General features: G+C 71.5%; 10 protein-coding genes. 5 read left to right on the top strand and 5 right to left on the bottom strand.

What is annotated here, in order from left to right; genetic code table 11:
* Positions 1 to 114 precede the first annotated feature (114 nt).
* Complete coding sequence (locus tag ACTS11_RS04540; RefSeq protein ID WP_442639155.1) at positions 115 to 1,368, bottom strand: MFS transporter; 1,254 nt, start codon at positions 1,366 to 1,368, stop codon at positions 115 to 117.
* A 140-nt stretch (positions 1,369 to 1,508) separates the two neighbouring features.
* On the opposite strand from ACTS11_RS04540, the gene zapE reads away from it, so the two are divergent.
* The 3 genes from zapE to ACTS11_RS04555 all read left to right on the top strand — a co-directional run bounded on the left by zapE (position 1,509) and on the right by ACTS11_RS04555 (position 3,164).
* The gene (gene zapE, locus ACTS11_RS04545) at positions 1,509 to 2,591 is read left to right on the top strand and encodes a cell division protein ZapE (protein WP_442639156.1); all 1,083 of its coding nucleotides are present in this window, start codon (positions 1,509 to 1,511) and stop codon (positions 2,589 to 2,591) included.
* A 39-nt stretch (positions 2,592 to 2,630) separates the two neighbouring features.
* On the top strand, positions 2,631 to 2,816 hold the full coding sequence (locus ACTS11_RS04550) for a hypothetical protein (protein WP_442639157.1): 186 nt from the start codon (positions 2,631 to 2,633) through the stop codon (positions 2,814 to 2,816).
* A 147-nt stretch (positions 2,817 to 2,963) separates the two neighbouring features.
* The gene (locus ACTS11_RS04555) at positions 2,964 to 3,164 is read left to right on the top strand and encodes a hypothetical protein (RefSeq protein WP_442639158.1); all 201 of its coding nucleotides are present in this window, start codon (positions 2,964 to 2,966) and stop codon (positions 3,162 to 3,164) included.
* 2 nt (positions 3,165 to 3,166) lie between these two features.
* Here the strand turns inward: ACTS11_RS04555 and ACTS11_RS04560 are convergent, their stop codons facing one another.
* Positions 3,167 to 4,030 (bottom strand): DUF4394 domain-containing protein, encoded by an 864-nt coding sequence (locus ACTS11_RS04560; RefSeq protein ID WP_442639159.1) that lies wholly within the window; start codon positions 4,028 to 4,030, stop codon positions 3,167 to 3,169.
* A gap of 177 nt (positions 4,031 to 4,207) precedes the next feature.
* Between ACTS11_RS04560 and ACTS11_RS04565 the strand changes: the two genes are divergently transcribed.
* Together ACTS11_RS04565 and ACTS11_RS04570 are read left to right on the top strand one after the other, a co-directional pair.
* Entirely contained in the window at positions 4,208 to 4,807 is a 600-nt protein-coding gene (locus tag ACTS11_RS04565) for a HupE/UreJ family protein (protein WP_442639160.1), read from the top strand.
* Between the two features lie 140 nt (positions 4,808 to 4,947).
* Positions 4,948 to 5,418, top strand: a complete 471-nt coding sequence (locus tag ACTS11_RS04570) for a hypothetical protein (RefSeq protein ID WP_442639161.1) — start codon at positions 4,948 to 4,950, stop codon at positions 5,416 to 5,418.
* On the opposite strand, the gene ACTS11_RS04575 is transcribed toward ACTS11_RS04570, so the two are convergent.
* The 3 genes from ACTS11_RS04575 to ACTS11_RS04585 all read right to left on the bottom strand — a co-directional run.
* Positions 5,411 to 5,932 carry a hypothetical protein gene (locus tag ACTS11_RS04575; RefSeq protein WP_442639162.1) on the bottom strand — a complete coding sequence of 174 codons (522 nt, stop codon included), beginning with the start codon at positions 5,930 to 5,932 and terminating at the stop codon, positions 5,411 to 5,413. The two genes, ACTS11_RS04570 and ACTS11_RS04575, sit on opposite strands and share 8 nt — an antisense overlap.
* Before the next feature lie 45 nt (positions 5,933 to 5,977).
* Positions 5,978 to 7,252: a bifunctional folylpolyglutamate synthase/dihydrofolate synthase gene (locus ACTS11_RS04580; protein ID WP_442639163.1), complete on the bottom strand. Its 1,275-nt coding sequence runs from the start codon at positions 7,250 to 7,252 to the stop codon at positions 5,978 to 5,980.
* Positions 7,249 to 7,908: acetyl-CoA carboxylase carboxyltransferase subunit beta (locus ACTS11_RS04585; protein ID WP_442639164.1), on the bottom strand; the 660-nt coding region annotated here is incomplete at its 5' end. The genes ACTS11_RS04585 and ACTS11_RS04580, both read right to left, overlap by 4 nt.

A 7,908-nucleotide genomic window follows, 5' to 3' on the forward strand; every position in this document is an offset into this window, starting at 1 on the left:
GAGGCGCCGCCCTCGGCGCCGATCCCTCTTGGGGTGTCGATGCCTTCGGCATCGACCGGTGCGAGGGGGTTTCACCCCCTCGCGCTCCCCCGCGTATTTGGAGAAAGATGAAGATCAGGCGGCGAGGGCGGCCGGCGCGCGGTCCTTCAGGGGGCTCTCGCGGACGGGGAGGTGGACGACCGCGCTGAGCGCGCCGACGCCGACGCCGATCCACCAGACCGCCGTGTAGTCGCCGTAAAGGTCGTACATCCAGCCGCCGAGCCAGACGCCGAGGAAGCTGCCGAGCTGGTGGCTGAAGAACACGATGCCGTAGAGCGTGCCCATGTAGCGCAGCCCGTAGATGTAGCCGACGAGGCCGGAGGTCAGCGGCACGGTCGCCAGCCAGAGCGCGCCCATGACGAGGGAGAAGACGATGACGCTGAGCGGCGTGATCGGCAGGAGGATGAAGATCGCGGCGGCGATGGTGCGTCCGGTGTAGATGCACGCGAGGAGGTACTTGCGGGGGAAGCGGCTGCCGAGCCAGCCCGCGAGGATCGTGCCCGCGATGTTGGCGAGGCCGATGAGCGCGATGGCGACGGCGCCGAGCGCCGAGGTCGTGGTGATGCCGAGGCCGTGGAGCATGGAGCCGGGCTCGATCGGGCCGCAGAGTTCGGTCACGAAGGCGGGGAAATGCGCGGTGACGAAGCCGAGCTGGTAGCCGCAGGAGAAGAAGCCCACGAAGATGAGCGTGAAGGTCGGGTCGCGGAAGGCCTTTCCGAGGACCTCGCCCATGCTCTCCAGCAATTCGGCGCGGCTGGCGGGTGCGGGGCTGCGCAGCATCGGCAGGAAGAGGAGCGACGCGAGGACGAGGCCGGCGAAGACGAGGAAGACGCCCTGCCAGGGCATGACGGTCAGCAGAGCCTCGGCGAGCGGCGCGCCGACGACCTGGCCGGCGGAGCCCGCGGCGGTTGCGATGCCGAGCGCGAGCGAGCGGTGCGCGTCGGAGGCGGCGCGGCCGACCATCGCGAGGATCACGCCGAAGCCCGTGCCCGCCACGCCGAAGCCCACGAGGATGGCAAGGACCTGGTGGCCGCCCGGCGTCACCGCCATGGCGGTCAGGACGAGGCCCGCGGCGTAGAAGAGCGCGCCGAGGACGATGGCCTTGCGGTCGCCGAAGCGTTCGGCGATGGCGGCGAAGACCGGCTGGCCGATGCCCCAGGCGAGGTTCTGGATGGCGATGGCGAGGCTGAACTCGGCGCGGAGCCAGCCGAACTCCTCCGCCACGGGGATCTGGAACACCCCGAAGCTCGCCCGGATGGCGAAGCTGATGAGGATGATGAAGGAGCCCCCGACGAGGACGGGGGTGAGGATGGAGGCCTGCCGTGCCATGCGCTTGTTCCCTTGCCCGGCAGAGGGTTAGCGCGGTCCGCGGGCGCGGGCAAATGTCATTTCTTGATGGGATGCAGCAGCCCCGGGCGGCCCCCAGTTTCCTGTGGCCCTGGCCGCGCGACCCGCGCTAGGAGAGGCGCATGGGCCAGCATCTTCAGGCGATCTACGACACCCGCGTGGCGGAGGGGATGCTCCGCCCCGATCCGGCGCAGCGCGCGGCGCTCCTGCGGCTGGAGGAGTTGCGCGAGAAGCTCGAGGCGCCGGAGCGGAAGGGGTTCCTGTCGCGCTTCCGCCGGGCCGAGCCCGCGGGCAAGCAGGGCCTCTATCTCTGGGGCGGGGTGGGGCGCGGCAAGTCGATGCTGATGGACCTCTTCTTCGCCCATGCCGGGATCGAGGCCAAGCGCCGGGTGCATTTCCACGCCTTCATGCAGGAGGTGCAGGCGGCCCTTCACGAGGCGCGGAAGACGGGCGTCGACGATGCGATCCGGCCGGTGGCGGAAGGGATCGCTGCGAAGATCCGCCTCCTCTGTTTCGACGAGATGCAGATCACCGACATCGCCGACGCGATGATCGTCGGGCGGCTCTTCGAGAAGCTCTTCGCCGCGGGCGTCGTCGTGGTGACGACCTCGAACCGGCATCCGCGCGACCTCTACAAGGACGGTCTGAACCGCGACCTCTTCCTGCCCTTCATCCGGCTGATCGAGGAGAAGCTCGAGGTGGACGAGCTGGAGGCGATGACGGATTACCGGCAGGACCGGCTGGCCGGCACGCCGGTCTGGTTCACGCCGCTCGACCGGGCGGCGAACCGGTCGCTGAACGCGATCTGGCGCGAGTTGACCCACGGGCGGGAGGAGGAGCTGGTCCTCGAGGTGAAGGGGCGTCGCGTCCACTTGCCGCGCTACTGGGCGGGCATGGCGCGCTGCACCTTCTGGGAGCTCTGCGGCCAGCCGCTCGGCCCGGCCGACTATCTCGCGCTGGTGGGCGCGGTGAAGCTCCTCGTGATCGAGGACATCCCGCGGCTCGACTCGAGCCGCTTCAACGAGGCGAAGCGCTTCGTCACGCTGATCGACGCGCTCTACGAGGGACATGTGCGCCTGATCGCCTCGGCCGAGGCGGAGCCCGAGATGCTGTACGTCGAGGGCGAGGGCGCCTTCGAGTTCGAGCGCACGGCCAGCCGCCTGCGCGAGATGCAGGGCGCCGAGTGGGGGACCGGGCGCGCCTGAGCCGGTGGCCGTGCCGGGCGGGACGCCTAGATCCCGCGCATGACCGCGTTGCCGCCCATCGCCCTTTCCGTGCGCCAGCCCTCGGCCTGGGCGATCATCCATGGCGGCAAGGACGTGGAGAACCGCTCGCTCGGCGCGATCCGGGCGGGGCGGATGGGGCCGGGGCGCATCGCGATCCATGCGGCCTCGGGCATGAAGCAGGCGGAATACGCGTATCTTGCCTAGCGCTGGGCGCGGGACGGCGTAACGGGGCCGCGCCCCGACGAGCTGCCGCGCCGCGCGATCATCGGAACGGTCGAGGTCGTTCGCGTTGTCACCGGGAGCGACAGCCCCTGGTTCGGGGGCGAGGCGGGGCTTCTGCTGCGCGATCCGGTGCCCTGCGATCCGGTCCCGGCGGCGGGCGCGCTGGGCTACTTCGCGTGGGAGGCGGGCGGCGCGCTGGCCGAGCCCTTGACCTGGATGCGGAACTGGGGCGGGGCGGAGGGGGGTCTCTTCGGCGCGTTGCCCCTCCAGTTCGGGGCGGCGCCGGAGAAGCCCTTCGGCCGGGGCGGGTCGCGCCCCGGCCGGCGCTGAGGTCACATGCCCCCGAGGGACGCGGCGAAGCCGGAGACGCCGCCCATCCCGAGATCGGCCACAAGCGTCGCCGCGCCGGTCGCGAGGTCGATGGCGTAGAGGCCCGCCGTCGCTGCGCCCTCGGCCTGAAGGACGGCATAGGCCATGTCCGTGCCCTCCTCCGGCGAGACGATGTCGAAGCCGCCCATGGCCGAGAGGTCCATCGCCATTCCGTCGACCGTGACGGGGGCGACCGTCGCGAGCGTGCCCTCGTTGTTGGCGAGCGTCACCAGCGCGTCCGCTTCCGCGTCGAGGGCATATTGCTGCGTCGAGGATGCGGTCATCCCTGCGATCGCGTTCGTGTAGGCGTTGGCGAAGACCATCGGCGCGGCGCCCGCATTGGCGTCGCCCTCCGCGTAGGCGAGCGGGGTGAAGCGCCGGAGGCTTCCGGCGCGCGCGTCGCCGTCGCCGAAGCCCTCGGGAAAGTAGACGAGGTTGTCGCCTGCGGTGGAGACCGCCCTGACCGCGTCGATCGCGTTGTTGAAGTCGAACCCGGCCATGGTGCCTCCGGCCAGGCGGGCGTCGTCCACGGCCTCGGCCCCGAGGTCGGTCAGCGCGCCCGTCGCCGGATCGACGGCGAAGACGGTCCCGTCCGCGATGCCGAGGAGTTCCCCCGTCACCGGCCGCCAGGCGATGGCGCCGAGCGGTGTCGACAGCGCATGGGTCACGACGCGGCCGGGGTCGGCGATATCGGCCATCACCGAGAGGCTGCCGCCGTCGCCCGAGAGGACATACCCGGTGATGGTGTCGTGTCCGTCCGCGAGGAGCGGGCCTGCGGCGAGCGCGGCGAGGGCGGTTGCGGTGGTGGCGGTTTGGCGCAAGGTCATGGCGTTTCCTTTCCTGGTGCGTGTCGGATGCCGGCGCGCGTCGCGGGCCGGTCCTCCGAGCCACGGAACGGCAGGCAGAAAGGTTTCAGGGGCCGGAAAAGACCTGCGACCGCCGGGATCGTTGACCGGGAGAGAGGCGCCTCTATCGTGGCGCCATCCAAGGTCCGGAGCCCTGCCATGATCCCCAACAAACCTCCCTCCCGCGCCGTCCTCCTTGCGCTTCCCCTTCTGCTGATCGCCGCCCAGGCGGGCGCGCATACCGGCGAGGGCATAAACACCGGCTTCGCGTCGGGGTTCTGGCACCCGATCCTCGGCTGGGATCACGTCGTGGCGATGGTCGCCGTCGGCCTCTGGGGCGCGTTCCTCGGGGCGCCACCGGTCTGGGTGCTGCCCGTCGTCTTCCCGCTGGTGATGGCCTTCGGCGGCGCGCTCGGTGTCCTCGGCGTGCCGCTGCCGGCCGTCGAGGCCGGGATCGCGCTGTCGGGCGTGATCCTCGGCCTTCTGGTCGCCTTCGCGGTCCGGGCGCCGATCTGGGTGGCGGGGGTGATCGTCGGCGTCTTCGCCATCTTCCACGGCCATGCCCACGGGACCGAACTGCCCGAGGCCTTCAGCCCCTACGGCTACGCGGCGGGCTTCGTCGTCGGCACCGGCCTCCTGCACCTCGCGGGGATCGCGCTGGGCCTGCTGACGCGGTCGGAGTCGGGCAGGTTCGCGGTGCGCGGGGCGGGAGGGGCGATCGCGCTCGTCGGCGCGGCCTTCCTCTTCGGTCTCGCCTGAACCGGGTTTCGGCGGGTCCGGTTCTTGCCGCCTCGCTGGCGGCGGGTCCGGCCTTCGCGCATGCCTTCGAGCCCGGGGCGGACGCCTACGGCCTGTTCCTCGGGGGCGCGCTTGCGGTTCTGACCGGGCCCGCGCTGCTGTTGCCGCTGCTGGCGCTGGGGCTCCTCCTGTCGCTCTGGCAGCGCGACGGCCTCCTGCGCGCGTGGCCCGTGTTTCTCGTCGCGCAGGTGGCAGGGCTGGTCCTCGCGCCGCTCGCCGGTCCCGGCGCGGCCCTGCCGCTCATTGCGGGCGGCGTCCTCGTCGCGGTCTCCGCCGCGCTCCTTCGCAGGGTGCCTGCTTGGCTCGCCTACCTCTCGTCCGTGACCTGCGGGTTCGGGTCGCTCGCCGTCGCGCTTCAGGGGCACGGGTTCCTCGACCTGCCCTGGCCCGCCCATGCCGGGCTCCTCTTCGGCGTGAACCTCGCGGCGGCGCTGGCCGCCGGCCTCTCGCAAGCCGTTCTCGCGGGCTGGCCCGGTTCCGCCCCGCGCATCGCGCTCCGCGTGGCGGCGTCGTGGATCGGGGCGATCCTGCTGCTGTCGCTCGCCTTCGAGCTCTCGCGGCCCCTCAGCTGAGCGGCAGGACCGCGCTGCACGACAGGGGCTGGTCCATCGCCTGCGCCGGAAGCGGCGTGTCGGGGTCGATCGAGCTCTCGCGGATCCAGACGTTGTCGATGCAGACGTCCTGCGCCCAGTTGCCGCCGTTGAAGCCGAAGCCGGGCACGCCGCAATCGTCGACGCGGCCGTTGGCGTTCCATTCCTGGTAGGACTGCTCGAGGAAGTGCCCGCCCATCGGGAAGGCGATGGCGCTGGTGTCGAAGAACAGCGTCCAGCTCGTGTCGGTGGTGCGGTCCTCCATGTCCCATGAGCCGACCGGCACGCCGTCGAGATAGCCCCAGATCGCGAACTCGGTCACGTCGTCCTGGGTGATGATCCCGGTCCCCAGCCGTTCGGAGGGGAAGCCGATGATGCCCTCCATCGTGTAGCCGCCGGCGCCGATCCAGCAGAACTGGAACCGCGACGTGCCCGAGGGCGCGGCCGCCGTGGCCGTGGCGGCGAGGAGGATTGCGGCGAGGATGGCGCTTCGCATGGGTAGAGTGTCCCGCGCGCACGGGGGCGCGGTCAAGGTGGGGATTCACCCGTTCTTGGAAAGGATCTCGCCCGCGAGGTAGAGCGAGCCGCAGATGAGGATGCGCGCGTCGGGCTCGGTCCGCGCGATCTCGCGGACGGCTTCGGCCACGTCGGTCGCCTCGGTCGCGGCGAGACCTGCGGCGCGCGCCGCATCCGCGGTCGTGTCGGAGGGGAGGGTCGCGGTCTGGCCGGGGATCGACACGGCCCAGAGCCGCTCGACCAGCCCGGCGAAGGGGCGCATGTAGCCCGCAACGTCCTTGGTGTTCAGCATCCCGCAGACGAGGTGCGTGGGACGCCGCGGCATGTCGCGCAGCAGGGCGGCGATGGCACGGGCGGCGTGCGGATTGTGCCCGCCGTCGAGCCAGAACTCCGCCTGCGGCGCGGCGTCGATCAGGGGACCGCGGCGCAGCCGCTGCATCCGCGCGGGCCATTCGGCGCGGGTCAGCGCGGCCTCGCAGGCCGCCTCCCCGAGGCCGAGCGCCCGGAGCGAGGCGAGCGCGATGCCCGCGTTCTCCACCTGGTGGCGCCCGCGCAGGACGGGAAGCGGCAGGTCCAGAAGCCCGGTTTCGTCCTCGAAGACGAGGCGGCCGCGCTCCTCCCGCACGGTCCAGTGCTGGCCCCAGGCCAGGACCGGCGCGCCGAGCCGCGCGGCGCGGTCCTCGATCACCTCGAGCGCCGCCTCCTCCTGCCGTCCGACGACGACGGGGACGCGGCCCTTGATGATGCCCGCCTTCTCGGCGGCGATCCGCTCGATCGTGTCGCCGAGGAACTGCTGGTGGTCCATGTCGACCGGCGTGATGACCGTGAGGCGCGGCGTCTCGATCACGTTCGTCGCGTCGAGCCGCCCGCCGAGCCCGACCTCGAGCAGCGTCCAGTCGGCCGTCACCTCGGCGAAGGCCACGAAGGCGGCGGCGGTCGTGATCTCGAAATAGGTGATCGGGTCCGGCCCGTTCGCCGCGAGGCAGCGGTCGAGCACTTCCGACAGGCGGTCTTCTTCTATCAGATCTCCCGCCAGCCGGATGCGCTCGTGGAAGCGCACGAGATGCGGCGAGGTATAGGCATGGACGGACGCCCCCGATCCCTCCAGCCCCGCGCGGATCATGGCCAGCGTCGAGCCCTTGCCGTTCGTGCCCGCGATGTGGATGACCGGCGGAAGCCGCCGCTCGGGATGATCGAGCGCGCCCAGGATGCGCCACATCCGGTCGAGCGTCAGGTCGATCAGCTTGGGGTGAAGCGACATCATCCGCTGGAGGAGGATGTCGGATGTGCGTCCGCTCACGGCTGGCCGGCGTCCCCGGCCTGGGGCTCGGGCGCGGGAAGGTCGCCCATCACGGCCGGGCCGAGGCCCATGAGCATCCGCGTGATGCGGATGAGTTCGTCCCGCAGGTCCTTGCGCGGCGTCACGCGATCGAGCATCCCGTGGTCGAGCAGGTATTCGGCGCGCTGGAAGCCCTCTGGCAGCTTCTCGCGGATCGTCTGCTCGATCACGCGGGGCCCGGCGAAGCAGATGAGCGCGTTCGGCTCCGCGATCTGCACGTCGCCCAGCATCGCGTAGGAGGCCGTGACGCCGCCGGTCGTCGGATGCGTCAGCACCACGATGTAGGGCAGCCCCGCCTCCTTCAGCATCTGCACGGCGACGGTGGTGCGCGGCATCTGCATGAGGCTGAGGATGCCCTCCTGCATCCGCGCCCCGCCCGCGGCGGAGAACAGGATGAGGGGCCGCTTCAGCTTCACCGCGCGCTCGGCCGCCGCGATGATCGCGTTGCCGACATACATCCCCATCGACCCGCCCATGAACGAGAAGTCCTGCGCCGCGGCGACGATGGGCGTGCGCCCGATCTCGCCCTCGGCGACGAGCATCGCCTCGGTCTCGCCGGTCGACTTCTGGGCGGCGCGAAGGCGGTCGGGATACTTCTTCTGGTCACGGAAGCGGAG

Source organism: Roseicyclus sp. (genome assembly GCF_052168335.1).
Lineage (GTDB): Bacteria > Pseudomonadota > Alphaproteobacteria > Rhodobacterales > Rhodobacteraceae > Roseibacterium.